This window comes from Mycobacterium sp. NGS40 (genome assembly GCF_059812735.1).
Genome location: NZ_JCALDG010000001.1, coordinates 270,151 through 293,892 on the forward strand (window position 1 = coordinate 270,151; position 23,742 = coordinate 293,892).

At 66.6% G+C, this 23,742-nt stretch carries 24 protein-coding genes; 11 read left to right on the top strand and 13 right to left on the bottom strand.

The features are described from left to right. Window positions 1-10: 10 nt before the first annotated feature. Window positions 11-1,741, bottom strand: coding sequence for an N-acyl-D-amino-acid deacylase family protein (locus AC5Y5O_RS01340; RefSeq protein WP_096284402.1), 1,731 nt, complete (start codon window positions 1,739-1,741; stop codon window positions 11-13). A gap of 132 nt (window positions 1,742-1,873) precedes the next feature. Between AC5Y5O_RS01340 and AC5Y5O_RS01345 the strand changes: the two genes are divergently transcribed. Beyond that, a complete protein-coding gene (locus AC5Y5O_RS01345) occupies window positions 1,874-2,389 on the top strand; it encodes a mycothiol transferase (RefSeq protein WP_096284404.1) in 516 nt (171 codons plus the stop codon). A gap of 9 nt (window positions 2,390-2,398) precedes the next feature. Then, window positions 2,399-3,244: a hypothetical protein gene (locus tag AC5Y5O_RS01350; protein WP_500023397.1), complete on the top strand. Its 846-nt coding sequence runs from the start codon at window positions 2,399-2,401 to the stop codon at window positions 3,242-3,244. Here the strand turns inward: AC5Y5O_RS01350 and AC5Y5O_RS01355 are convergent. Genes AC5Y5O_RS01355 through AC5Y5O_RS01385 form a run of 7 tightly spaced genes read right to left on the bottom strand, consistent with a single transcriptional unit; the run spans window position 3,241 to window position 10,410 of the window. After that, entirely contained in the window at window positions 3,241-3,942 is a 702-nt protein-coding gene (locus AC5Y5O_RS01355; protein WP_096284406.1) for an anti-sigma factor, read from the bottom strand. The two genes, AC5Y5O_RS01350 and AC5Y5O_RS01355, sit on opposite strands and share 4 nt — an antisense overlap. Further along, complete coding sequence (locus AC5Y5O_RS01360) at window positions 3,939-4,502, bottom strand: sigma-70 family RNA polymerase sigma factor (protein ID WP_096284408.1); 564 nt, start codon at window positions 4,500-4,502, stop codon at window positions 3,939-3,941. The genes AC5Y5O_RS01355 and AC5Y5O_RS01360 overlap by 4 nt, the downstream gene beginning before the upstream one ends. Window positions 4,503-4,546: 44 nt before the next feature. Further along, a complete protein-coding gene (locus AC5Y5O_RS01365) occupies window positions 4,547-5,350 on the bottom strand; it encodes a DUF1295 domain-containing protein (RefSeq protein ID WP_096290844.1) in 804 nt (267 codons plus the stop codon). Then, on the bottom strand, window positions 5,350-6,618 hold the full coding sequence (locus AC5Y5O_RS01370; RefSeq protein ID WP_096284410.1) for a class I SAM-dependent methyltransferase: 1,269 nt from the start codon (window positions 6,616-6,618) through the stop codon (window positions 5,350-5,352). The genes AC5Y5O_RS01365 and AC5Y5O_RS01370 overlap by 1 nt, the downstream gene beginning before the upstream one ends. Next, window positions 6,615-7,313 carry a DUF1365 domain-containing protein gene (locus AC5Y5O_RS01375; protein ID WP_096290845.1) on the bottom strand — a complete coding sequence of 233 codons (699 nt, stop codon included), beginning with the start codon at window positions 7,311-7,313 and terminating at the stop codon, window positions 6,615-6,617. Before AC5Y5O_RS01375 ends, AC5Y5O_RS01370 begins: the two co-directional genes overlap by 4 nt. Continuing rightward, window positions 7,307-8,617, bottom strand: coding sequence for an NAD(P)/FAD-dependent oxidoreductase (locus tag AC5Y5O_RS01380; protein WP_096284412.1), 1,311 nt, complete (start codon window positions 8,615-8,617; stop codon window positions 7,307-7,309). Before AC5Y5O_RS01380 ends, AC5Y5O_RS01375 begins: the two co-directional genes overlap by 7 nt. Window positions 8,618-8,664: 47 nt before the next feature. Continuing rightward, window positions 8,665-10,410 carry a cytochrome c biogenesis protein DipZ gene (locus tag AC5Y5O_RS01385; RefSeq protein ID WP_096284414.1) on the bottom strand — a complete coding sequence of 582 codons (1,746 nt, stop codon included), beginning with the start codon at window positions 10,408-10,410 and terminating at the stop codon, window positions 8,665-8,667. A gap of 109 nt (window positions 10,411-10,519) precedes the next feature. Between AC5Y5O_RS01385 and AC5Y5O_RS01390 the strand changes: the two genes are divergently transcribed. The 3 genes from AC5Y5O_RS01390 (at window position 10,520) to AC5Y5O_RS01400 (ending at window position 14,736) form a co-directional block, all read left to right on the top strand. Next, window positions 10,520-11,209, top strand: coding sequence for a TetR/AcrR family transcriptional regulator (locus AC5Y5O_RS01390; protein WP_096284416.1), 690 nt, complete (start codon window positions 10,520-10,522; stop codon window positions 11,207-11,209). A gap of 132 nt (window positions 11,210-11,341) precedes the next feature. Continuing rightward, window positions 11,342-11,785 (top strand): MmpS family transport accessory protein, encoded by a 444-nt coding sequence (locus tag AC5Y5O_RS01395; RefSeq protein WP_243393753.1) that lies wholly within the window; start codon window positions 11,342-11,344, stop codon window positions 11,783-11,785. After that, window positions 11,782-14,736: an MMPL/RND family transporter gene (locus tag AC5Y5O_RS01400; protein ID WP_096284419.1), complete on the top strand. Its 2,955-nt coding sequence runs from the start codon at window positions 11,782-11,784 to the stop codon at window positions 14,734-14,736. Before AC5Y5O_RS01395 ends, AC5Y5O_RS01400 begins: the two co-directional genes overlap by 4 nt. Window positions 14,737-14,740: 4 nt before the next feature. Here the strand turns inward: AC5Y5O_RS01400 and AC5Y5O_RS01405 are convergent, their stop codons facing one another. From AC5Y5O_RS01405 to AC5Y5O_RS01425, 5 genes are all read right to left on the bottom strand, one after another. Next, complete coding sequence (locus tag AC5Y5O_RS01405) at window positions 14,741-15,019, bottom strand: hypothetical protein (protein ID WP_096284421.1); 279 nt, start codon at window positions 15,017-15,019, stop codon at window positions 14,741-14,743. 141 nt (window positions 15,020-15,160) lie between these two features. Continuing rightward, window positions 15,161-15,613, bottom strand: a complete 453-nt coding sequence (locus tag AC5Y5O_RS01410; RefSeq protein WP_096284423.1) for a DUF5078 domain-containing protein — start codon at window positions 15,611-15,613, stop codon at window positions 15,161-15,163. A 65-nt stretch (window positions 15,614-15,678) separates the two neighbouring features. Next, window positions 15,679-16,599, bottom strand: coding sequence for a crotonase/enoyl-CoA hydratase family protein (locus AC5Y5O_RS01415; protein WP_096284424.1), 921 nt, complete (start codon window positions 16,597-16,599; stop codon window positions 15,679-15,681). Between the two features lie 15 nt (window positions 16,600-16,614). Beyond that, window positions 16,615-16,941 carry a hypothetical protein gene (locus tag AC5Y5O_RS01420; RefSeq protein ID WP_243393754.1) on the bottom strand — a complete coding sequence of 109 codons (327 nt, stop codon included), beginning with the start codon at window positions 16,939-16,941 and terminating at the stop codon, window positions 16,615-16,617. Then, window positions 16,938-18,974, bottom strand: coding sequence for a prolyl oligopeptidase family serine peptidase (locus AC5Y5O_RS01425; RefSeq protein WP_096284428.1), 2,037 nt, complete (start codon window positions 18,972-18,974; stop codon window positions 16,938-16,940). The genes AC5Y5O_RS01420 and AC5Y5O_RS01425 overlap by 4 nt, the downstream gene beginning before the upstream one ends. 82 nt (window positions 18,975-19,056) lie before the next feature. On the opposite strand from AC5Y5O_RS01425, the gene exaC reads away from it, so the two are divergent. The 6 genes from exaC to AC5Y5O_RS01455 all read left to right on the top strand — a co-directional run bounded on the left by exaC (window position 19,057) and on the right by AC5Y5O_RS01455 (window position 23,742). Continuing rightward, window positions 19,057-20,580 (top strand): acetaldehyde dehydrogenase ExaC, encoded by a 1,524-nt coding sequence (gene exaC, locus AC5Y5O_RS01430; RefSeq protein ID WP_096284430.1) that lies wholly within the window; start codon window positions 19,057-19,059, stop codon window positions 20,578-20,580. Then, entirely contained in the window at window positions 20,580-21,068 is a 489-nt protein-coding gene (locus AC5Y5O_RS01435; RefSeq protein WP_096284432.1) for a DUF779 domain-containing protein, read from the top strand. The genes exaC and AC5Y5O_RS01435 overlap by 1 nt, the downstream gene beginning before the upstream one ends. Before the next feature lie 18 nt (window positions 21,069-21,086). Next, window positions 21,087-21,365, top strand: coding sequence for a putative holin (locus AC5Y5O_RS01440; RefSeq protein ID WP_096284434.1), 279 nt, complete (start codon window positions 21,087-21,089; stop codon window positions 21,363-21,365). Beyond that, window positions 21,358-21,981 (top strand): hypothetical protein, encoded by a 624-nt coding sequence (locus AC5Y5O_RS01445; protein WP_096284436.1) that lies wholly within the window; start codon window positions 21,358-21,360, stop codon window positions 21,979-21,981. Before AC5Y5O_RS01440 ends, AC5Y5O_RS01445 begins: the two co-directional genes overlap by 8 nt. Window positions 21,982-22,050: 69 nt before the next feature. Next, a complete protein-coding gene (gene lpdA, locus AC5Y5O_RS01450) occupies window positions 22,051-23,460 on the top strand; it encodes a dihydrolipoyl dehydrogenase (protein WP_096284438.1) in 1,410 nt (469 codons plus the stop codon). 6 nt (window positions 23,461-23,466) lie between these two features. Then, a complete protein-coding gene (locus AC5Y5O_RS01455; protein ID WP_096284440.1) occupies window positions 23,467-23,742 on the top strand; it encodes a hypothetical protein in 276 nt (91 codons plus the stop codon).

Consider the following 23,742-nt stretch of genomic DNA (forward strand, 5'->3'; position numbering starts at 1 on the left):
CTTCGTGGCGTTATGGCGTGGGCGCGGGCGCTGTTTGGCGGCCGCGGACCAGCTTGCCGGGACGCGCGTCGGTGGGTTTGCCGTTTTCGGCGATCACTTCACCGGACACGATCGTGGCCACATACCCGTCCGCGGTCTGGTCCAGTCGACGCCCTCCGGCGGGCAGGTCATAGGTGATCACCGGCTTGTGCAGGCGCAGCCCGGCGTGGTCGATCACGTTGAGATCGGCCTTGTACCCCACCGCGATTCGCCCGCGATCGGCCAGCCCGGCGACCCGGGCCGGTACCGACGTCAGCTCGCGGACGGCCTCGGAAACCGTGAACCGTCCGGACGCCCGGTCCCGCGCCCAGTGCGCCAGGAAGAACGTCGAGTAACTGGCGTCGCAGATCATGCCGTAGTGGGCGCCGCCGTCGCCCAGGCCGAGCACCACGTCGTCGCGGTGCAGCAGCTCGCCGACCGTGTTCAGCGAGTTGCGCTCCATATTGCTGGTCGCGACCAGCAGCATGGCACGGCCGTCGTCGTCGAGCAGCCGGTCGTAGGCCTCCTCCATCGGGTGCACGCCGCGGGCCCTGGCCCGGGCCCCGATGCTGTCCGCCGGGTCCGGCTCGTAGTTGGGGTGCTCGCCGAGCGGGAAGATCCAGTCCCACATTTGCGCGACGTAGAGGATCGGGTGCCCGTGGCCCGGCTTGTCGGCCAGGATGCGGGCGCGGACCTCGGGCTTGCGCATCTCGGCGACCCGCTCGGCCAGTGGCAGATGCGCGATCTCCTGGTAGCTGGGGTAGAGCACGAACGGGTTGGCGGTCAGTTGCAGCCCGATGATCAACCCGATCGGGCGGGGCAGCAGCTGCGCGGTGATATCGCCGCCGGCGGCGTTCGCCTTCTCGATCATGTTGATCGCGTCGGGCCACGTCGGATCCCCGGCGTTGGCGACGACGAGGGTGAAGGTGACCGGCAAGCCGACCTCCTCGGCGACGTCGAACACCGTCTGCAGCACCGGCTGGTAGCCGCCGGCCGGAATATCGGGCACGAACTGCAGCAGCCCGCCACCGCCGTCGACGACGCCCTTGGCGATCTCCTCGATCTCCTCGCGGGCGGCTTCGTAACTCGGTATGGGCGAACCACTTTCGGTCTTGTGGATGGTCAGCCGCGACGACGCGAAGCCCAGCGCCCCGACTTCCATGGCCTCCTTGGCCAGCGCCCGCATCTTGGCCAGGTCGTCGGGGGTGGCGGCTTCGCGGTCGGCGCCGCGCTGGCCCATCACGTAGACGCGCAGCGGCGAATGTGGCAGGTAGGCCGCCACATCGATGTCGCGGCGGCCCGCTTCCAGCGCGTCGAGGTATTCGGGGAAGGTCTCCCAGGTCCACGGCAGGCCGTCGGTCATCACCACGCCCGGGATGTCTTCCACCCCGGCCATCACGTCGACGAGGACGTCGTGGTCTTCCTGGCGGCAGGGCGCGAACCCGACGCCGCAGTTGCCCATCACCACGGTGGTCACTCCGTGCGCCGAGGACGGCGTCAGGCGCTCCGACCAGATGGACTGACCGTCGTAGTGCGTGTGCAGGTCGACGAATCCCGGCGTGATCAGCAGGCCGGTCGCGTCGATCTCGCGTACGGCGCTGTCGCCGTTCACCGACCCGACGGCCGTGATGACGCCGCCGGTCACCCCGACGTCGCCGACGTAGGGCTCACCCCCCAGCCCGTCGACGATGGTGCCATTGCGAATCAGCAGGTCGTAGCTCACCTGATCAATCTACGACCGTGCCCCGAGTCGTGCCACGACCAATCCGGGATCGACTACGCGGGTATTGACTGCGCGATCCGCACGGCAACAACGTCTGAGCGGGCTAGCACGGAGGTCCGTAGTGTCGTCGGTATGTCAGATGCCGACGCCGCCGCCCGCGAGTTACTGCGCGATGCCTTCACCCGGTTGATCGAACACGTCGACGAGCTCACCGATGGACTGACCGATGAAGTGTCCAACTACCGGCCCACCCCGGACGCCAACTCCATTGCCTGGCTGATCTGGCACAGCGCCCGGGTGCAGGACATCCAGCTGGCCCACGTCGCCGGTGTCGAGGAGGTCTGGACCCGCGACGGCTGGGTGGACCGCTTCGCGCTGGATCTGCCGCGCCGGGACACCGGTTACGGCCACGGCGCCGCGGAGGTGGCGAGGGTGCGCGCGCCTGCCGAGTTGCTGTCCGGCTACTACCACGCGGTGCACAAGCTCTCGTGTGAGTACATCGCTAGCGTCACCGCCGACGAGTTGGCCCGCGTCGTCGACAGCAACTGGGATCCGCCGGTGACGGCCAGCGCCCGGTTGGTGAGCATCATCGACGACTGCGCCCAGCACCTCGGGCAAGCCGCGTACGTGCGGGGCATCGCGCCGTAGATTGACGGCGTGCGATTCCTCGCGACGCTGACGCTGTGGCTGGCCACCACGATTGCGCTGGCGGTGGCCGTCGGCGGGGCGTGGGTGCAGCTCAACCTCGTCGACGAGAACGGCTACGCGGCGATGGCCCAGAAAGCGGCGGGTGACCCCGCCCTGCAGTCCGCGATGGCCGGTGAGCTCACCAGCCGGACGATGACGCTGATCGCCGAGCATGGCGGTGGACGCACTCCGGTGGACAGCGCGCAGGTGCGCGACGCGGCCGGCACCTACACCGCCGGTCCGTCCTTCCCGCCGATGTTCGCGACGGCGAACCGGGCGGCGCACCGCTGGCTGTTCGCCGATGCGGGGTCCGATGATTCCTGGACGGTCGACGTGGCACCGATGCTCAACGACCCTGCGTTTCGGCAGATTTTGAGCGAGCACAACGTGTCGGTGCCCGCCACGCTGACCGTTCCGCTGACGGCGTCGGTGCCCCACTCGCTGCGGCAGGGAGAGCTGAGCCGGGTGGGCGCGTGGGGCAGGTGGGCGAGCTTGGGGGCGGTGGCACTGTGCGGGCTGTTGGCACTGCTGACGCTGCTGGCCGCCCGGCGCCGCGGCAAGGCGCTGACCGGTCTGGGTGTCTCGGCGCTGCTGGTCGGCGCGGCCGGGTGGGTCGGCATGGAGGTCGGTGCTCGCTACGTCAACGACGCGCTCAATCGCACCAGCGGCGACATCCGCCAGGTCGCCGATGTCATGGTGCGCACCGCCGAAACCGGGATGCGGGTCTGGCTGAACCTGACGTTGGCCGCCGGCGCGGGGCTGGTCGTGGTCGGCGTGATCGTCGCCGTGCTCGGCAGCCTGGTGAAGAAGGCCTAGCTCAGCGGCAAGGTCGCCAATATCGGGCTGGTGGGCTGGGGTGAGCCCGAGCCGGGTTCGACGGTGAAGGCCAGGGCCGTCGACTTGCCGAGGTTGGTCAGCGTCGCTGTCGTCGAGGGCGAGACGGCCGCGGTGCCCATCGTCCCCGCCGACGTCGGGCCCTTGGAGTCGATCAACCACATCTGGTAGACGGTGCCCGGACTGGGCGGCGGCACGTTGTTCATCACCAGCACTCCGGCGCCGCGATCGCGGGAGAACACCACCGTGGCCGTCCCGTTGGCCAGCGGGCGCGAAACCGTCCGCACGTCGGGGGCCGCCATCACCTGCTCGGCCACCGACTGCGTCGGCGTCGGGCGTAACAGCGTCTGCAGGCCGAATGCGGTCAGGGCCGCCACGATCGCCGCCGCGACCGATATCAATGCCGTGGTGCGCCAACGGTTTCGGCGCTTCGCCAGACTTGGGGTGGCCAGGGCCAGCACGGCGGACCGCAGATGCGCGGGCGGTTCGGCGACGGTGGAAGCCGAGACGACGGCCATCGTCTCGCGCACGGCGCGGACTTCCTCGGCGAAAGCCGACGCGACCGGCGCCGGTGCGGCCGCGAGGCGCGAGTCGATGTCCGCGCGCTCCGCGTCGGAGACCGCGTGCAGGGCGTACGGAGTCGCCAGCTCGAGCAGCTCGAAATCAGTGGGTTCGGTCACGGCACGTCCAGGCAGTTACGCAGCCCGCGCAGGGCGTCGCGGATGCGCGATTTGATCGTCGACAAATTGGCGGCCAGACGTTGCGCCACCTCCGTGTACGTCAGTCCGCCGTAGTACGCCAGCTCGATGCACTGCCGCTGCGCATCGGTCAGCCCGCCCAGGCAGTCGGCCACCCGGCGGCGCTCGTCGCCGGCGATCGCCGAGTCGGCGACCACGTCATGGTCGGTGTCGACGTTGGCCGCGCCGTAGCGCGATTCACGGCGACTGCCGGCCTGCTCGGCGCGCACCCGGTCGATCGCGCGCCGGTGCGCCATGGTCAGCAGCCAGGACAGGGCGGAGCCGCGGGCCGGGTCGTAGTCCGAGGCCGAACGCCACACCTCGAGATAGATCTCCTGCGTCGTTTCCTCGCTGTAGCCGGCGTCGCGCAGCACCCGGATCACCAGCCCGAACACCCTGCTCTTGGTCAGGTCGTAGACGGCGGCGAAGGCGTGGGTGTCTCCCCGCGCGACTTCAGGCAGCAACTCGTCCAGGTTGCTGCTCAGCTGCGGAAGTCCGGTCATTGTCAGGTAGCCTATCGCTGTTCACCTGGCCGCCTCGGCGACGGCTATCGACGTGCTGGTCTCGGCGGTCTCGGGACAAAACACGCGGTCCTTTGCTGATATTCCGCGAAGCCCGGCCGGCCGGTCATCAATTTCTCGGTCAGCCGGACCCCGGTCACATAGACCAGGAAGTAGGTCATCAGCAGCGGTGAGCCGACTGTCGCCAGCGACCACCAGCCGGTGATGGTGATCAGCCACAGACCCCACCACACGGCGGCGTCGCCGAAGTAATTGGGGTGACGCGTCCACGCCCACAGGCCGCGGTCCATCACCACACCGCGATTGGCCGGATCGGCCTTGAAGATCCGCAGCTGCCGGTCTCCGACCGCTTCGAAGGCGACGCCGACCAGCCACACCACCACACCGAACACCGGGACGGCGATCAGCGCTCTCGGGGTGGGCCCGGTCACCGCCGACAGCTGCAGCGGGAAGGAGACGAACCAGGTGATCAACGCCTGCAGCAGAAAAACTTTGCGCGCCACCTGCCCGGGCGTGGCATCGCCCAGCATGGCGGCATAGCGCGGATCCTCACCCTTACCGGCGGTCTTGCGGTGGATGTGCCAGCTCAGCCGCACGCCCCAGATCGTCACCAGCGCCAGCAGCAGCCAGCGCCGGACCGGGTCACCTTGGCCGAGCGCCGCGGCGACGGCGGCGATCCCGACGAAGCCGATACCCCAGGCCACGTCGACGACGTTGTAGCGGCCGATGCGTTTGCCGATGGTGAAGGTGACCGAATGCACCACGGCCAGAACCGCAACCGAGGCGCCGCACACCTGGGCCAAGTTCTGTACGAAGCTCACCTCACTCATCAGCACCCCTCGCGCGCGAACGTCCACTGGTAGACGTTCAAGTATCCCGATCGAAAGCCCGCCTCCGAATACGCCAGATACAGCTCCCACATGCGCTGGAACACGTCGTCGAAGTCCATCTGCGCCAATCGGTCTTGCCGCTGCAGGAAGCGCTCCCGCCACAGCCGCAGCGTCTCGGCGTAGTGCGGGCGCAACGAGGTCATGTCGACCGTGCGTAAACCGGTGCGGCGCTCGGTGATTGCGGAGATGGCCTGGGTGGACGGCAACAGTCCACCCGGGAAGATGTACTTCTGGATCCAGGTTCGCGTGTTGCGGCTGGCCATCATCCGCGAGTGCGGCATCGTGATCGCCTGGATCGCAACGCGGCCGCCCAGTCGCACCAGCCGTTCGAGGGTGGTGAAATACCGCTGCCACGCATGGAATCCCACCGCTTCGATCATCTCGACCGACACCACCGCGTCGTAAACTCCGTCAACGTCCCGGTAGTCGCAGAGGTCGATCGTCACCTTGTCGGTCAGCCCCGCCGCGGCAACCCGAAGCCGCGCCAGCTGCTGCTGCTCGACCGACAGGGTCAGCGAGCGGATCTCGGCTCCGCGGGTGGCCGCGCGGATGCACAGCTCGCCCCAACCGGTGCCGATTTCGAGCACCCGGCTGCCCCGGTGAACTCCGGCGAGGTCGAGCAGCCGATCGATCTTGCGCTCTTGCGCGGCAGCCAGATCCGACGCCGACGCCGGCAACCGGTCGAACAGTGCGCAGGAGTACGTCATGGTCTCGTCGAGGAATTCGGCGAACAGGTCGTTGGACAGGTCGTAGTGCTCGGCGATATTGCGCCGGGTGCGATCCCGGCTGGCACTCCACCACCGCGGTCGGAAGGCCGGCCCGATCGGACGCAGCCATTGCAGCGAGCGCGGCACCAATTCGTCGACCGAGCCGGCGAACACCGTAAGCATCCCGCTGAGGTCGTCCGACGACCATTCTCCTGCCATGTAGGACTCGCCGAAGCCGATCAGGCCGTAGCGCCCGATCCGGCGCGCCATCGCTTGCGGTTGGTGGACAATCAAACTCGGCACCGTCGGGTCGGCGGCACCGACCACCGTGCCGTCCGGGTAGGCCACCCGCAGCGGGAGCCGAGCGGCCGCGCGTCGCAGCAGCCGGTCGGCGGCGGCGGCAGAGGCCGCGCTCAGCGGCGCGGACGGCACCTTCGCGATTGCCGGCCAACGTTCGGAATCGATTGCGGCCGAGGGTTTTCGGATGGTTGATACGGTCATCGCCGTACCAACGGAACTCGACGTAACCACAGTGTGATCCCCTGAATTCGGATACGGACGGCCACCACCAGCGGCGCCAGCGGCGAAATGAGTTGCATGATCGCGACCTGCCCGGCGCTCGCCGGCCGCCGCTGCCCGTGCATGTTGGCCACGAACGCGGGCTGGCGGTCGCGGCGCAGTTCGATGGTGATGTTGACTTCGTCGTCTGGCCGCGGTGCTCGCACCAGGTAGTAGCCGTCCACCGCATTGAACGGCGAGACATAGAACTTCTTCTCGGTGACCACCGGCACGTCGGCCGGGGGCAGCAGGTAGGCGTGGCGCTCGCCGTAGGTGTTGTGCACCTCGGCGATCACATGGCGCAGTTGGCCGTCGCGGTCGTGGCACCAGAAGACGCTCAGCGGGTTGAAGACATACCCGAGCACGCGCGCCTGCAGTAGCGCGGTGACCCGACCTTCGGGCGCGGCCATTCCTCGGTCGGCGAAGAAGGCACCGAGCCGGTCGCGCAACGAGCCCGGCTGCCCCGCGGCGAAGTGATCCGAGGCGCGGAACCGGGCGAACGGGCGCAGCCACCAGGGCAGCCGCGGCAACTCGTCGACGTCGACATACCAGCTGTAGCTGCGGTATTCGAACGAATGGCGCACCGGGGCCTGTCGCGAATGACGGATCGTGGTGCGGTAGATCGCCGGTGTCAGCATCGGGCCACCGCGTCGCACTGATTCGCCGTCGGCCAGTCGGCACCGAGGCGCCGCGCCGCGGCCAGCCCCGAGGCGGCGCCGTCCTCGTGGAAGCCCCAGCCGTGGTATGCGCCCGCGAAGACCAGCCGATCGTCGTCCAGTGTGGGCAACAATGCTTGTGCCGCAACCGATTCCGGCGTGTACAGGGGATGGCTGTAGGTCATTTCGGCGATCACCGACGCCGGATCGACGCGGTCGTGACCGCCCAGTGTCACCAGGTACCGGCGGTCACCGTCCAGCCGCATGAGTCTGCTGACGTCATAGCTGACCACGACATGGTCCTTCCCGGGGGTAACCAGGTAGTTCCATGATGCGCGCGCACGGCGATTCCGCGGTAGCACCGATTCGTCGGTGTGCAGCTGCGCCCGATTGGTCGAGTACGGAATCGCGCCCAGCACCGCGCGCTCCCAGGGGGTCGGATCGTCGAGCAACAGCAGCGCCTGGTCGGGATGCACGGCGACGACGGCCGCGTCGAACAGCCGCGGCGGGTGGTCGCCCGCCTGCAGCCGCACGCCGTCGCGCACCCGGCGCAGGGAGTTCACCGGCGTCCCGGTCGACACCTCGGCGAGCCGCGCGGCGATGGCCTGTACGTAGTGCGCCGAACCCCCGGTCACGGTGCGCCAGGTGGGCGAGCCGAACACCGACAGCATGCCGTGGTGGTCGAGGAAGACGAACAGATAGCGCGCCGGGTAGCGCAGGGCGTCGTCGCCGGCACACGACCACACCGCCGCGACCAGCGGGGTGATGAAAAAGTCGATGAAATACGACGAGAAGCGGTGCCGGCGCAGGAAGGATTCCAGCGTCTCCAGTTCCTCCGGCTCGGTGCTGTCATCGCGCAGCAGCAGCGCGGCGGCGCGATGGAATCGGGTGATCTCGGCGAGCATGCGCAGGTGGCGGGGCCGCAGCGACTGTTTGCACGCGAACAATCCGCTGAGGCCCAGGGCGCCGGCGTATTCGAGCCCGATCTCGTCGGCGCGCACCGACATCGACATCTCCGAGGGCTGGGTAGCCACGCCCAGCTCGCCCAGCAGCCGGCCCAGCGTCGGGTAGGTCCGGTCGTTGTGCACCAGAAAAGCCGAGTCGACGCCGATCACCCGGTCGCCGTCGTCCAGGAAATGGGTGTGCGCGTGGCCCCCGAGCCGTACGTCGGCTTCATACAACGTGACGCGGTCGCGGCCGGACAGCAGGTAGGCGGCGGTCAGGCCGGCCACGCCGCTGCCGACGACGGCAACCGACCGTGCGGGTGAGGAGTCCACGACTCTCATTCGTAGCCACGCAGCTGGCGGATGGGCTGCTTCGTGCTTACGGATGTCTAGCCGAAAGTGAACGAAAACACCTGCAAGCCCCTGCTCACTTGCAGGTCGAATTGATCGCGGTGGGCACCGCCATCGGACACGATCTCGTGCAGCGTGGGGACGCCGCTGATCGGTGTGGCGGTGGATTTCCCGTCGCGGGTCATCGTGATGGTTCCGGTGCCGCCGACGACGACGAAGACGTTCTTGGCGGTGTAGTTCAGCCGGATCGCGGCGTCGTCGCTTTCGGCGGTGATGCCCTGGTCGTCGAGGGTCCACCGGCCGCGCAGGGCGAATTTGTCGTTAGCCAGCTGCGGCGGGAAGCTGAACCCGGTGGTGCCCGCCTGGTAGCTGCCGTCACCGCCGTAGGTGGTGGCTTTGTCGGGCGCCAGGTAGGTCTCGGGGGTCAGGTTGGTCTTGGGGGTGGTGTCGGCCCCGTTGACCGGCGGGGGCAGCGCGACATTCGGATTGGCGTCTACCAGCAGTTGGCGGATCAGCTTCTCGGTGCCGTCGTAGTCACCTTCGCCGAACTTGGTGTGCCGCAGCGTTCCGTTCCCGTCGATCAGGTATTCGGCCGGCCAGTACATGTTGTTGAAGGCGTTCCAGGTCGCGTAGTCGTTGTCCATCGCGATCGGGTAGTCGATGTGCAAGCCGGCCGCACCGCTGGCCACGTTGCCGGGAACCCGTTCGAAGGCGTACTCGGGGGTGTGCACCCCGATGACCACCAATCCGCTGTCGCGATACCGGTTGTACCAATCGACGACGTGCGGGATGGCGCGTTGGCAGTTGATGCAGGAGTAGGCCCAGAAGTCGATCAGCACCACCTTGCCCCGCACCGAGGCGGAATCGAGCGGTTTGCCGCCCGGGGTGTTGAGCCATCCGGTGATGCCGGTGATAGCCGGCGCCTGCCCGCACTGTTGCAGCTCGGTAGCGCCGTCGGCGCAGTTGGTGGGCAGCCCGTTGCTGGTGTTGCCCTGATTCAGTTCCAGCACGCTACCCGTGGTGGTCCCCGGTGGGCGGCTCGGAACCAAAGACCGTTGGATGTCGTTGGCGCCCAAGCGATTTTGCATCGCAGTCGTGTAGTCGGGTACGGCGCGCTGCAGCAGTGCGGGCAGGTTGAACACCAGCGCCACCGCCAGCACGATCATCATGATTCCGCCGGCGACCTGAATCTGGCGCTGATGACGGCGGAAAGCGGTAACCCGTTGCGCGACTTGCCGTCCGGCCAGCGCGAAAGCCAACAGCGGTATCGCGTTGCCGAGCGCGAACGTCGCGGTCAGCACGAACGTGGCCGGTCCCAGCGATGTCGTGCCGCCGGCCACCACGATCGCGGCCAGCACCGGCCCCGCGCAGGGTACATACAGGGCACCCAACGTCAGTCCCAGGCCGAAACCATCAGTGCTGCCGCTGTTTTGGCGTTGCGGTAGGAAGGTGAACGGCCGTTCGATCAGGTGTTGAAGCGGCGGGAAGATCAATCCCAGGCCGATCAGAGTGAGCACCACCAGGGCGGTCCACCGGATGGCGTCCTGCGGCAGGTGCAGTGCCGACAGCAGTGCGGAGCCGATCAGGGTGGCCAGGCTGAAGCTGCACACCAGGCCCGCGATCACCAGGTAGGGACGCATGGCCGAACTCAAACCGCGACTGCGGGCTTTGCCACTGCCGCCGTCCATGCCGGACAGAAAAATCACCGGAAGCACGGGCAGGATGCATGGCGAGATGCCGGTGATCAGGCCACCGAGTAGACCGATGAGCGCAATTGTGTGCATACGAGTTATTCGAGGCGGCGGAGGTTACGGACGGGATACAAGACGCTGACGACTCTCCACGGTAACCGCCCTGAAAAACACGTTATGTGCGTTATACAAATCACATGCTGTGCGTTACGCTCGGCCGGTGGCGCAACTCACGTTTCAGCGCGCCCGCACGGCAGAGAACAAGCGCCGGCGTGCGGCCGCACTCGTCGAGGCCGCACGCTCCCTGGCGCGCGAGACCGGTGTCGCGTCGGTGACGCTCACCGCCGTCGCCGGTCGCGCCGGCATTCACTACTCGGCGGTGCGCCGCTACTTCACTTCGCACAAAGAAGTCCTGCTCCATCTCGCCGCCGAGGGGTGGGTGCGATGGTCGGACACGGTGTGCGCGGAGCTGGCCGAGCCGGGCCCCATGTCGCCGGCGCGGGTGGCCGAAACGTTGGCCAACGGGCTGGCGGCCGATCCACTGTTCTGCGACCTGCTCGCCAACCTGCACCTCCACCTCGAACATGAGGTGGAGGTGGAGCGGGTGGTCGACATCCGGCGAACGATCTCGGCCGCCGCGGTCGCCCTCGCCGACGCCATCGAGCGCGCGCTGCCCAAGCTCGGCCGCTCGGGAGCGTTCGACAGCTTGATCGCCGCCTATTCGTTGGCGGCCGCCTTCTGGCAGATCGCCAACCCGCCGGAGCGGCTCACCGATGCCTACGCCGACCAGCCGGAGGCCGTGCCGCCCGAGGAGTGGAATATCGAATTCGGCCCCGCTCTCACCCGGGTACTCACCGCCACTTGCATCGGCCTTCTCGCTGAATCGCCATGACCAGCAAGCGAATTGGGATCGAACTCGGGGCCGGCGCAGTGTCGGCGAACCTGGAGCGGCCCGACGCGCGCCGGAGGCCGGCTAACGCACTCGGACGGGCGGTCGGTCGCTCGGTGAGCAGGAGGTGAGTGGGTGGCAAAGGCGCCTGTTGCCAATGCGGTGCGACGACTGTGGATCGTTCTCGTCATCGCGGTCGTGATCGCGGTCGCGGCCTTCTGCGTCCTTCGCCTGCGCTCTTTCTTCGGCAATCACGACACCTCGGGGATCGGCAGCAGCAGCCTGGACGACATCAAGCCGTTCAACCCCAAGCACGTGGTCTACAAGGTGTACGGGTCGGGGAGCACCGCCAATATCAACTACCTGGACATCAACGCCCAGCCGCGGCGCATCGACAACGTGCCACTGCCCTGGACGCTCTCGGTCACCACCACGCTCCCGTCGGTGAGCGTCAACGTGGTCGCGCAAACCGACGGAGGCCAGATCGGCTGCCAGATCATCGTGAATGACGTAGTCAAGGACGAAAGGTCGGTCACCGGAGTGAACGCCGAAACCTTTTGCATAGTGAAGTCCGCATGACCGACAACCAGGCCGCCGGGCTTCCCCACATGCCGCTGTTTGCGCGGTCGGTGTACAGATTCGCGCCCGTGATCGTCGTGGGCTGGGTAGCGCTGGTGGTGTGCCTGTCCATGTTCGTGCCCGACCTGGAAACGGTCGGCAAGCAACACACGGTGCCGATGAGCCCGAAAGAGGCGGCATCGATGCAGGCGACGCAGCGCGTCGGCAAGGTCTTCAACGAATTCACCAGCGACAGCGCGATCATGATTCTGCTGGAGGGCGACAAGCCGCTCGGTGACGACGCGCACCGCTTCTACGACCAGCTGATCAAGAACCTCGAAGCCGACACGACGCACGTCGAGCACGTCCAGGACTTCTGGGGCGATCCTCTGACGGCGGCCGGCTCCCAGAGCTCGGACGGCAAGGCCGCCTACGTGCAGGTGTATCTGCGGGGTAATCAGGGCGAGACCAAGGCCAACGAGTCCGTCCGATCGGTTCGCCAGCTGGTGGACTCGACGCCACCGCCGCCCGGGGTGAAGGCGTATGTGACCGGTGCGGCGGCCCTGACCGCGGATCAGTCGGCGGCCGGTGACAAGGGCGTCATCCTGGTCACCCTGCTCACGTTCGCCGTGATCATCGTGATGTTGCTGTGGGTGTACCGCTCGGTCATCACCATGTTCATCACGCTGGTGATGGTGGTGCTCGAGCTGTTCGCGGCGCGCCAGGTGGTCGCGTTCCTGGCGCATAACGAGATCATCGGCCTGTCAACCTTCGCGGTGAACCTGCTGGTGTTGATGGTGATCGCGGCGAGTACCGACTACGCCATCTTCGTACTGGGCCGGTATCAGGAGGCACGATCGCTCGGCGAGGACCGAGAACAGGCCTTCTACACCATGTTCCACGGGACCGCGCACGTCGTGCTGGGGTCCGGTCTGACCATCGCCGGCGCGATGTATTGCCTCAGCTTCACCCGCCTTCCGTATTTCCAGAGCCTCGGCGTCCCGTGCGCGGTGGGCACGCTGGTCGCCGTGCTCGCCGCACTCACGCTCGGCCCGGCCATATTGGCGGTGGGCAGCCGCAGCCGCTTCCACCTGTTCGACCCCAAGCGCACGATGCGGACCCAGGGCTGGCGGCGCGTGGGCACCGCGATCGTCCGGTGGCCGGGGCCGATCCTGGGGGTCTCGATCGGCATCGCGCTCATCGGCCTGCTGGCGCTGCCCGGGTACAAGACCAATTACGACAACCGCCAGTACCTGCCGCCGAGCACGAAGGCGGTCGTCGGATACGAAGCCGCGGAGCGGCACTTCTCCAATGCCCGGATGAACCCGGAACTGCTGTTGATCGAGACCGATCACGACATGCGGAATCCGGCAAACATGTTGGTACTGGACCGAATTGCCCGGGGCGTCTTCCATATCCCCGGCGTCGCCCGCGTCCAGACGATCACCAGGCCGCTGGGGGCGCCGATCGAGCACACGTCGATCCCGTTCCAGATCAGCATGCAGAACACGACGCAGGTCGAGAACCAGGAGTACATGAAGAAGCGGATGGCCGACATGCTCACGCAGGCCGACGCGATGCAGATGTCCATCGACACGATGCAGCGGATGTACGACATCACATCGAAGATGGCCGCCGTGACTCACCACATGGACGGCCTCACGCACGAAATGCTGGACGTCACAAGCAATATGCGGGACGAGATCGCCAACTTCGATGACTTCTTCCGACCGATCCGCAGCTACTTCTATTGGGAGAAGCACTGTTTCGACATTCCGGTTTGCTGGTCGCTGCGATCCATCCTGGACGCCCTCGACGGCCTGGATCAGATCGTCGAAAAATTCCAGTACCTGTCGAATGACATCGGTCAGCTGGATGCGTTGCTGCCGCAGATGCTGGCGCAGATGCCGCCGATGATCGCCACGATGTCGACGATGAAGCAGATGATGCTGACGATGCACAGCTCGATGAACTCGATGTACGACCAGATGGACGTGATGAGCCAGAACTCGACGGCGATGGGTCAGGCGTTCGACGCGGCCAAGAACGACGACTCCTTCTACATTCCGCCGGAGGTTTTCGACAACCCCGACTTCAAGCGCGGCCTGAAGATGTTCCTGTCGCCCGACGGGCACGCCGCCCGTTTCATCATTTCCCATGACGTCGCTCCGGCGACGCCCGAAGGCATTTCGCACGTCGACCCGATCAAGTTGGCGGCCAAGGAAGCGATCAAGGGGACGCCACTGGAGGGGTCCAAGATCTGGCTGGGCGGCACGGCCGCGGTCTATAAGGACATGCGAGACGGGTCCAAGTACGACCTGATGATCGCCGGGATATCGGCGGCCAGCCTGATCCTGATCATTATGCTGATCATCACCCGCAGCCTCGTCGCCGCGATCACCATCGTGGGCACCGTGCTGCTTTCGTTGGGAGCCTCCTTCGGCCTCTCGGTGCTTGTCTGGCAGGACATCTTGGGCATCCAACTGCACTGGATGGTGCTGGCGATGTCGGTCATCCTGCTGCTGGCCGTCGGATCCGACTACAACCTGCTGCTGGTATCCCGATTCAAAGAGGAGATCCACGCGGGGTTGAAGACCGGAATCATCCGGTCGATGGCCGGCACCGGTGCGGTGGTGACGTCGGCCGGTCTGGTGTTCGCCGCCACGATGGCGACATTCGCGATCAGCCCGCTACGCGTGATGGGGCAGGTCGGAACCACCATTGCCCTGGGCCTGTTGTTCGACACCCTGATCGTGCGGTCGTTCATGATGCCGTCGGTCGCGGCGTTGATGGGGCGCTGGTTCTGGTGGCCGACGCAGGTGCGCACCCGCCCGGCCAGTCAGATGCTGCGGCCCTACGGGCCTCGCCCGGCGGTCCGCAAACTGCTCGATGCGCCCGTGCTGGTGCCCGGCAACGGCGGCTCACCCAACGGGGAGGCGGCCACTACGGATCGCTTCCCCGCGCACTACTGACGGACTACAGCGCAACCACTTGCGGCAGCACGTCGTTGGTCTCTTCCACCGACTCGCCGCAGGTGCGGCAGTGCGGGCTCGCATAGCGGCGAAGCCGGCCGACCTTTACCCGCGCCTCGGGCTCGATGTGCTGTCCGCGCACCACGCACAGCATGTCGACGATCAGCCCGGCTTCGCGGGCGTGCACGTGCACGATGCGGGTGGTCGGCGCGTCGGAGTCGCCGATGACATCACGCCAGTCGAGGGCTGCGGCGGGGATCGTGGCTGGGGTCGCGGTGCGCATGGCCCCAACTATTCCCGGTGCGCTGGTCACCAAACATCCACCGAACGGCCCGACAACGGCTGATTCTGTTGTCCCCCGATCGGGGGACAAAAAGCAATTAACCCCGGGCCGGGCCCGGGGTTAATCGGTGAGTGCGGGGGGTTACGCCCAGTTCCAGACCGACATGTCGCCGGGCGGGTACTGGTTGCAGATGTCGGTCGACTTGGCGACGACACCCTTGTTGTTGAAGAAGATCTTCATGTGGTTGGGCCAGGCCACCCACAGCGGGTCGGAGACCGGCGCGTAGAAGTTCTCGGAGTAGCCGCGACGGTCCTGCGGCGCCAACGAGTAGAACCAGTGCGCCTTGTCGATCGTCGCCTGCTGGACGTTCGGGTGGTTGTTGAAGTCGATCATGTACCGCTGGTAGTACACCGGGCTGGTGTCCCGGGTGGCGGCCAGGATCTGCTCGGCGTCACACGTGGTGTTGATCATCCGGCGGGGGATCGGGAAGTCCTCCGTGGAGTCCGCCGACGCGGTCGCCGGGACGGTCACAGCGGCCATCCCCATTGCAAAGAACATGGCGCCTGCTCGCAGGCACGAACTCAGCCGAGACATAGCTGTAACGGTAGCACTTCGGGCATCCTGCGGGCGAGTCTTGGCCGACTTTTTAGTCCAGCTTATTAGCCATCGCTATCAGGGACGATGACGTGCGAGGGATCGGGCCGCAGGTCAGGCGGGGCCTGGCTGTAGTCGCCGAACGGGCCGTCGCGGTGCTGCACCGCGGCCCGGACGCCCTCGCTCTGCGCGGTGTTGATGAAGCCGAGCGCGTCGGGCGTATTGCGCATCAGGCCGTCCAGGATGCCGCCCAGCGTTTGGGTGGAGGCCAGTCCCATGTTCTCGTAGGCCTGGTTGACGATCATTTTCTGCGCCTGCAGCTGCGACAGCGGGATGTGTGCCAGCTCGGCGGCGATCTGCGCGACCCGGGCTTCGAGGCGGTCGAACGGCACCGCCTCGTTGATCAGCTCGATCTCGGCGGCCTGGACGCCGGACAGCGGCCGGCCGGTCAGCGAATGCCACTTGGCCTTGGCCAGGCTCAGCCGGTAGAGCCACATGCCGGTCAGGTACGCCCCCCACATCCGGCTGTAGGGAGTGCCGATGACGGCGTCTTCACTGGCGATGATGATGTCGGCGCACAGCGCGTAGTCGCTCGCCCCGCCGACACACCAGCCGTGCACCTGAGCGATCACCGGCTTGGACGCCCGCCAGATCGCCATGAACTTCTGCGTGGGCCCGGTCGCACGGGCGCTGACCATCGCGAAGTCCTTACCCGGATCCCACTTCCCGTCGGTCATCATCGACTCGCCCCAGTGCTGGAATCCGCCGCCGAAGTCGTAGCCACCGGAGAACGCGCGGCCGGCGCCGCGCAGCACGATGACCTTGACACCCGTATCCCGCTCGGCGAGGCCGATGGCGGCCTCGATCTCGTCGGGCATCGGCGGCACGATCGTGTTGAGGTGCTCGGGGCGGTTCAGCGTGATGGTCGCGACCGGACCGGACGTCCTGTACAGCAGGGTCTCGAAGTCGGGCTGGGTATCTGACATAGGCCCCAGTGTGGGCTAGTGGTCCTCGACGGGCGGGTCGGGTTCGCGATTTTCCGGAGTCGACGCGTAGATCTGGTCGCCGATCTTCAGGTAGGGCGTGGTGAAATAGGCGGTGCTCAGCACGAGGGTGGAGAAGATCAGTGTCGTGATGACGGCGTTCGGCCACAGCTGTCCGGTCCCGAAGCCGAAAAGGACGATGCCGAGAGCCGAGGTCCCCCAGTAGAAGTACCGGGCCTTGCGGCGTTGCGAGATGAATCGAAATCGTGCCTGCGCCCACCCCGCGATGATCAGGATCAGACCAGCAATGACCATGCCGAATTCGATGATGTCGAGGATCTTCACGGTTGGCCTCCCAGCGTGCGCCATAGGAACGAATAACTCAGGGCCGATTTGAAGGCGGCTTGCTCATTGTCCGCCGCACCGGCGTGCCCGCCCTCGATGTTCTCGTACAACCAAACCCGGTGGCCCGCGGCCTGCAGTGCCGCGACCATCTTGCGGGCGTGGCCGGGATGCACCCGGTCGTCACGCGTCGACGTGGTGAACAGCACCTGAGGGTAATCACGTGTCGCCGAAATGTTCTGGTACGGAGAGTATTCAGAGATGAATTCCCAGTCGTCCGGGTTGTCGGGGTCGCCGTATTCGGCCACCCATGACGCGCCGGCCAGCAGCAGGTGATAGCGCTTCATGTCCAGCAGCGGCACATCGCAGACCAACGCGCCGAATTTCTCCGGGTATTTGGTCAGCATGATGCCCATCAGCAGGCCGCCGTTGCTGCCGCCCTGGGCGCCCAGCTGCGCGACGCTGGTGAGGCCGCGGTTCACCAAATCGTCTGCCACCGCGGCGAAATCCTCGTCGACCCGGTGCCGGTTTTCGCGCATCGCCTGGGTATGCCAGCGTGGCCCGTACTCGCCGCCGCCGCGAATGTTGGCCATCACGTAGGTGCCGCCGCGAGCCAGCCACAGCCGGCCCAACACCCCGCTGTACCCGGGCGTCCTGGAGGATTCGAAACCGCCGTAACCGCTCAGCAGGGTGGGACCGGGGCCTTCGATCGCGCGTGATCGCACCACGAAGTACGGGATCCTTGTCCCGTCGTTCGACGGCACGAAATACTGCTGCACGTCCAGGTTTTCGGCATCGAAGAATGCCGGCGCGGACTTGATCTGCTCGAGCTCCCCGTCGCCGGTGCCGCGCAGCAGCCGCGACGGCATATCGAATCCACTTGAATCCAAGAAGAATTCGTCGCCGGTGTCGTCGGCGGCCGCGATCACCGTGTTGGTTGCCGGCGGGATTCCGGCGATCGTTTCGCGCCGCCAGGTGCCGGGTGTGACGATTTCGACCCGGCTGGCGACGTCGGCCAACGTGACCAGTAACAGCCGGTCGCGGGTCCACGCCGTCTGGTGCAGGCAGGTGTGCTCGTCTGGTTCGAAGACCACCTGCACATCGGCTGTGCCGGCGAGGAATTCGTCGTAACCGGCGGCCAGCAGCGAGCCGGCGCGATAGGTGGCGGCGCCGAGCGTCCAATCGCTGCGCAGCTCGATCAACAGCCATTCACGGTGGATCGACGTGCTCGCGTCGGTGGGCACGTCGATGCGGATCAGCTCCGATCCGCGTATTTCGTAGAGCTCCGAATTCCAGAAGTCGATGGAACGGCCCGCGAAGCTGCGCTCGAAGCCCGGCGTCCGGTCGGCGTTCGCCCCGGCGCTGACGTCCGTGCGCGTGCCGGAGAAGATCGTCTCGGCCTCGCTCAACGGGGTGCCGCGATGCCATCGCTTCACGATGCGCGGGTATCCGGATTCGGTCAGCGAATCGGGACCGAAGTCCGTGCCGACCAGCACCGTATCCGGGTCGGCCCAGCCGATCTGCGACTTGGCTTCCGGCAGTGCGAAACCGTCGGGGATGAATTGGCGTGTGCGCATGTCGAATTCGCGCACGATCACCGCGTCCGAGCCGCCGGGGGAGAGATTGACCAGGGCGCGGGTGAACTCGGGTTCGATGACCGTGGCGCCCGCCCACACCCACTTCTCGTCGTCCGCGCAGCCGAGCTCGTCGACATCGATCAGCACGTCCCATTCGGGGGAGTCGCCGCGGTAGCTGTCCAGCGTGGTGCGCCGCCAGAGCCCGCGCGGGTTGGCGGCGTCGCGCCAGAAGTTGTAGAGGTAGTCGCCGCGGCGGCGCACATAGGGGATGCGGGCGTCGGTGTCGAGCACCTCCAGCGCCTCGGCGCGCATCCGTTCGAAGTCCGCCTCGTACCGGCCCCCGCAGAACTGCGCCAGCGTCGGCTTGTTGCGCGCGCGCACCCAATCCAGTGCCTCTTCGCCGGTGACGTCCTCGAGCCACAGATACGGGTCGTCGGAGCCGTGATCTGTCGCTGTCATGCAAGCCCTGTCATGGAAGCCATTGTGGTCCCAGCGGTAATGTGAGCTGTATTACAGGTGAAGCAGAACGGGAGTCGAGCTGATGACTGTCTTCGCACGCCCGGGTTCCAGCGGGGCCCTGATGTCGTATGAATCGCGGTACGACAACTTCATCGGGGGTGAGTGGGTCGCCCCCGCCAAGGGTCTCTACTTCGAGAACCCGACGCCGGTGACCGGCCAAACCTTCTGCGAAGTGGCGCGGTCCGACGAGGCCGACATCGACAAGGCGCTCGACGCCGCCCACGCGGCCGCCCCGGCATGGGGCAAGACGTCACCGGCCGAGCGGGCCGCGGTGCTGAGCAAGATCGCGGATCGCATTGAAGCGAACAAGGATTCGTTGGCAGTCGCCGAAGTCTGGGAGAACGGCAAGCCGATCCGCGAGACGCTGGCCGCCGACATCCCGCTGGCCGCCGATCATTTCCGGTATTTCGCCGCCGCGATTCGCGCCCAGGAGGGCTCGCTGTCACAGATCGACGAAGACACCGTGGCCTACCACTTCCACGAGCCGCTCGGCGTCGTCGGCCAGATCATCCCGTGGAACTTCCCGATCCTGATGGGCGCCTGGAAGCTGGCGCCGGCGCTGGCCGCCGGCAACACGGTGGTGCTCAAGCCCGCCGAGCAGACACCGGCGTCGATCCTCTACCTGATGTCGCTGATCGCCGACCTGATCCCGCCGGGTGTGCTCAACATCGTCAGCGGCTTCGGCGTCGAGGCCGGCAAGCCGCTGGCGTCCAGCGACCGCATCGCCAAGGTCTCGTTCACCGGGGAGACCACCACCGGGCGTCTGATCATGCAGTACGCATCGCAGAACCTGATCCCGGTCACGCTGGAGCTCGGCGGCAAGAGCCCGAACATTTTCTTCTCCGACGTGATGGCCGCCAACGACAATTTCCAGGACAAGGCTCTCGAGGGCTTCACAATGTTCGCCCTCAACCAGGGCGAGGTGTGCACCTGCCCGTCGCGCAGCCTGATCCAGTCCGACATTCACGACGAGTTCCTGGAGCTGGCCGCGATCCGGACCAAGGCGGTGCGGCAGGGCGACCCGCTGGACACCGAGACCATGATCGGTTCGCAGGCCTCCAACGATCAGCTGGAGAAAATCCTGTCCTACGTCGAGATCGGCAAGGGGGAGGGCGCCAAGGTCATCACCGGCGGTGAGCGTGCCGAGCTCGGCGGCGATCTGTCCGGCGGCTACTACATGCAGCCGACGATCTTCTCGGGCAACAACACGATGCGCGTCTTCCAGGAGGAGATCTTCGGGCCGGTGGTGACGGTGACGTCGTTCGCCGATTTCGACGACGCGATGAGGATCGCCAACGACACCCTCTACGGTCTGGGTGCCGGGGTGTGGAGCCGCGACGGCAACACGGCCTACCGCGCCGGCCGCGAGATCAAGGCCGGCCGGGTGTGGGTCAACTGCTACCACATGTACCCGCCGCACTCGGCGTTCGGCGGTTATAAGCAATCCGGGTTCGGCCGCGAGACCCACCAGATGGCGCTCGACCACTACCAGCAGACCAAGAACCTGTTGGTGTCCTACGCCGATAAGGCGCAGGGCTTCTTCTGATGCGCGCCACGGCGGCCCCAGCAGGTGTCGTCATCACCGAGGCCGCCGCCGAACTGCTGGTTCGGCTGCAGCAGCGGCACGGGCCGGTGATGTTCCACCAGTCCGGCGGCTGCTGTGACGGGTCGTCACCGATGTGCTACCCGCGTGGCGACTTCCTCGTCGGCGACCGCGACGTGCTGCTCGGCGTCCTCGACGTGGGCGCCGACGGCGTCGCGGTGTGGATCTCGGGCCCGCAGTACGCGGCCTGGAAACACACCCAGCTGGTCATCGATGTCGTGCCCGGCCGCGGCGGCGGATTCAGCCTGGAGGCACCCGAGGGTGTGCGGTTTCTCAGTCGCGGCCGCGTCTTCACCGACGAGGAGAAAGCCCAGCTCGGCGCCGTCCCGGTGATCACCGGCGCCGCCTATGAGCGCGGCGAGCGCCCGTCGGCTCGGGGCCCGGTGATTGACGAAGCCGTGCCGGAAACGTGCCCGCCTCGTAGTCCGTGACTCAGTACCCTCGATGAGGTGATACCGCTACCCCGGCCCTGGCTGCTGGCCAGCGCGATGCTGATCGGCACCGCGGTCGGGTTGCTGGCGGGGGTGGCGTTGACGGTGCTGGTCCATACCCCGGTGCGGCCCGACATCGTCATCGCCGTGGTGGTCGGGCTGCCCGGAGTGATCGGGTTGCTGACGATCCTGTTCTCGGGACGTCGATGGGTCACGACGCTGGGCGCGTTCATTCTGGCCATCGGTCCCGGCTGGTTCGGGGTGCTCGTCGCCCTCGAGGTGACCTCTCGTGCCTGACAAAAAGGCCGAGCACGACCCCGCGACCAGTCCCGGGACGGCGCCGTTCGTCCCGGATTTCGAGGACACCGGCACGCAGGGATTCGTCCCGGACTTCGACGACACCGGTGAGCAGTCGGTGCCGTTCGTGCCGAACTTCGACGACACCGGCGTGCAGCTCATCCCCGTCGCCGCGAAGCAGCCGGCCGAATCCGCGGCCGTCGAAGCCCCGGTCGAGGCGCCCGCTGTTGCCTCCGAAGCGGATGCCGAGCCGGCCGTTGCGCCGGTGCAGTCCGTCACCGTCCCCGGCCGCTACCAGTACCTGAAGTGGTGGAAATTGGCGCTGGTGATCCTCGGCGTGTGGGCCGCGACGGCCGAGGTCGGGCTGAGCCTGTTCTATTGGTGGTTCCACACCATCGACAAGACGCCGGCGGTCTTCATGGCGCTGGTCTACGTCGTCGCGTGCACCGTCGGCGGCGTGATGCTGGCGATGGTTCAGGGCCGGCCGATGATCGCGGCGCTGTCCATTGCGGTGATGTCCGGACCGTTTGCGTCCGTCGCCGCCGCGGCACCGTTGTACGGCTATTACTACTGCGCACGAACGGGTCACTGTCTGGTCGGCGTCATCCCGTATTGACCCATCAGGGTGGTTCGGGTGGCCCACGGTGTCGTGCGGGGAGAAGTCCTCGCCCACTAGTGTGGGCTCGTGACTTCTCACTATGACGTCGTTGTCCTTGGAGCTGGTCCCGGCGGATATGTCGCAGCGATTCGCGCCGCGCAGCTCGGCCTGAACACCGCAATCGTCGAGCCGAAATACTGGGGCGGCGTCTGCCTCAACGTCGGCTGCATCCCGTCCAAGGCGCTGCTGCGCAACGCCGAACTCGCGCACATCTTCACCAAAGAAGCCAAGACGTTCGGCATCAGCGGCGAGGCGACCTTCGACTACGGGGTCGCGTTCGACCGCAGCCGCAAGGTGGCCGAGGGCCGCGTCGCCGGCGTGCACTTCCTGATGAAGAAGAACAAAATCACTGAGATCCACGGTTACGGCCGCTTCACCGACGCTCACACGCTGTCGGTCGAATTGAACGAAGACGGTGGCGCTGGAAATCCGGTCACGGTCACGTTCGACAACGTCATCATCGCCACCGGGAGCAGCACCCGCCTGGTGCCGGGCACGTCGCTGTCGGAAAACGTGGTCACCTACGAAGAACTGATCCTGACACGGGAGCTGCCGCAGTCGATCGTCATCGCCGGCGCCGGGGCGATCGGCATGGAGTTCGGCTATGTGCTGAAGAACTACGGCGTCGACGTCACCATCGTCGAGTTCTTGCCGCGAGCGCTGCCCAACGAGGACGCCGAGGTCTCCAAAGAGGTTGAGAAGCAGTTCAAGAAACTGGGCGTCAAGATCCTGACCGGAACGAAAGTCGAGTCCATCTCCGACGACGGGTCCGTGGTCCGGGTGGCGATTAGCAAGGACGGTAAGTCGGAGGAGCTGAAAGCCGAAAAGGTGTTGCAGGCCATCGGTTTCGCGCCCAACGTCGACGGCTACGGACTGGACAAGGCCGGGGTCGCGCTGACCGACCGCAAGGCCATCGGGATCACCGACTACATGCGCACCAACGTCGACCACGTCTACGCGATCGGCGATGTCACCGGAAAGCTGATGCTGGCCCACGTTGCCGAGGCCATGGGAGTGGTGGCGGCCGAAACCATCGCCGGCGCAGAGACTTTGGCGCTCGGCGACTACCGGATGTTGCCGCGTGCGACGTTCTGCCAGCCGAACGTCGCCAGCTTCGGGCTGACCGAGGAGCAGGCCCGCGAGGAAGGCTACGACGTGGTGGTGGCCAAGTTCCCGTTCACCGCCAACGCCAAAGCGCACGGCGTGGGCGACCCCAGCGGTTTCGTCAAGCTGGTCGCCGACGCCAAGTACGGCGAATTACTGGGCGGCCATCTGGTCGGCCACGACGTGTCCGAGCTGCTGCCCGAACTCACCCTGGCGCAGAAGTGGGACCTGACCGCCACCGAGTTGGCCCGCAACGTGCACACCCACCCGACCATGTCCGAGGCGCTGCAGGAGTGCTTCCACGGCCTGACCGGCCATATGATCAACTTCTGAGCGCCGATGATCCGCGGCGAGACCATTCTCGGTGCCCTGGCCGGTGCGGCGACAGGTTATGTGCTGTGGCTGGTTGCCATTTCGCTCGTCGGTGACAACGCGACAGCGGGCCACTGGGGTCCGCTGGTGTTGCTGGGGTCGGTGCTGTTCGGAGTTTTCGCCGCGATTGGGGGCTTCGTGTTGCGCCGGCGCCGCAAGTACCTGTGGGCGGCGTTCGCCTTCGACTTGCCAATACTGCCGGTGATTTTGACGCTGGCTGTGCTGGCCGACGTCTACGGCTGA